The 1,662-nt window shown below is 69.4% G+C and carries 2 protein-coding genes and 1 pseudogene; 2 read left to right on the top strand and 1 reads right to left on the bottom strand.

Annotation, left to right across the window (positions count from 1 at the left end; all coding sequences use genetic code 11):
• Positions 1–589: Crp/Fnr family transcriptional regulator (locus AC1D15_RS30955; protein WP_477829049.1), on the bottom strand; the 589-nt coding region annotated here is incomplete at its 3' end.
• A gap of 70 nt (positions 590–659) precedes the next feature.
• Between AC1D15_RS30955 and AC1D15_RS30960 the strand changes: the two genes are divergently transcribed.
• Both AC1D15_RS30960 and AC1D15_RS30965 read left to right on the top strand, forming a co-directional pair.
• Positions 660–1,049 (top strand): BLUF domain-containing protein, encoded by a 390-nt coding sequence (locus tag AC1D15_RS30960; RefSeq protein ID WP_477829050.1) that lies wholly within the window; start codon positions 660–662, stop codon positions 1,047–1,049.
• Positions 1,050–1,257: 208 nt separating this feature from the next.
• Positions 1,258–1,662 (top strand): annotated as a pseudogene (locus AC1D15_RS30965) (hypothetical protein); the annotation flags it as partial.

Genomic DNA, 1,662 nt, shown 5'->3' on the forward strand with positions numbered 1-1,662 from the left:
GCTGCTGCGTCAGCGGGAACGGCACGCCGTTGGCGCCCRCATCGGGCAGCAGCGCGGCGGCGCGCCGGAACAGGTGCACCAGCAGCGTCGCCACCCGCTCGGCCGCGCTGCGCCGGCCCACCGACAGCAGGTTGTCGTCGACCAGCGCCTCTTCGTGCGCGGCCAGCCAGGTGACCGCGAAGCCGAGCCGCGGCGTGTGCTGGTGCAGCGACCACAGCGCATCGCGCTCGAACACGCACAGCCAGGCCTCGCCGAGCGCCTCGACGCCGTGCACCGCGGCATCGGTCATCTTCTGCTGCACGCCGATGAAGTCGCCGGGCAGCAGGAAGTTCAGGATCTGCCGGCGACCGTCGCTCAGCGTCTTGTAGCGGAAGGCCCAGCCGGAGAACAGCGTGAACAGCGGCGCGTCGGTCGCCCCCTCGTCGATGATGCTGGCCCCGCTGTCGCGCCGCAGCTCGCGGTGCTTCAGCGACTGGATCAGCGCCAGCTCATCGGGCGAAGCCGGCACGAACAGCGGCAGCGCGCGCAGCGGGCAATCGCTGCACGGAACGCGCACCGCCGGCTGTGGCGATGCTGTGTCTTTTGACATGTGTGCGGCCCTCCGCGGCCGATAGATTGGAGGTTTCGGCCTTCCCGTGAACTCTCCAGCCCCGTTGTCCGTGTACCGCCTCCTCTATCTCAGCCATCTTGCGTCCGGTCGGGACTTCTCGGTGGTTGCCCAGATTCTGCACGTGTCCCGCGAACGCAACCAGCAGCTCGGCATCACCGGCGTGCTGGTGTTCGATGGCGCGCGCTTCTGCCAGCTGATCGAGGGCCAGCGCGCGCATGTCGTCTCGCTGGCGCAACGCATCCAGGCCGATCCGCGCCACACCGGCTACCGCGTGCTGTTCGAGAACGAGGACGGCGACGCGCGCCTGCAGCCGCGCTGGCGCACCGGCTACTGCGAGCCCGACGACCTCGACGTCTTCGAGGACGACGACGAGCTCGCCCCGGCCCTGGCCCTGCAGGCCTTCATGCAGCGCGTGCCGGGCTGGGACCTGGTGTCCTGAACCCCGTGGACGAACCGGGCTTGTTTCGCTCGCTGCGCTGACTCCTGCGCGGGAATCTCCCCTCGAGGCGGCGCAGGCCTGCCCCTACGCTGCACAGCCAGGGTGCCTCCAGAGCAAGAAGTAGACGTGTGGCAGTTTCGTGCGGACATGACCGCACGCCAAGCTCCGCTGTGCATCGTCCGTCGCACGGATGACCGAGGAGACAAGATTGAGACAAGATCGTTCAACGCCGCGGCGAGGCTTCGCCCTGCGGCTGGGATGGCTCGCCGCGTTGCTGGCGGCCGGCTGCGGCGGTGGCGGGCATGAGGACGCGCCGGCGACGGCGTCACGCGCTCCGACCGAAGCCGCGCAGGCGGCCGACATCGACCTGCTCCCGCTGGTCAACCCGTTCGTCGGCACCAAGATCGGCAACCCGAACCCCGACAACCAGGGCACCGGCGGCGCGGTCGGCAACACCTTCCCCGGCGCGACGCTGCCGTTCGGCATGGTGCAGTACAGCCCCGACACCGGCTACGGCGAGTTCTACGGCTTCGGCGGCTACAACTACGACAAGGGCGTGATCCAGGGCATCAGCCTGATCCACTCCAGCGGCACCGGCTGTTCGATCCAGCAG

The organism is Rhizobacter sp. P2_H2 (assembly GCF_056403375.1).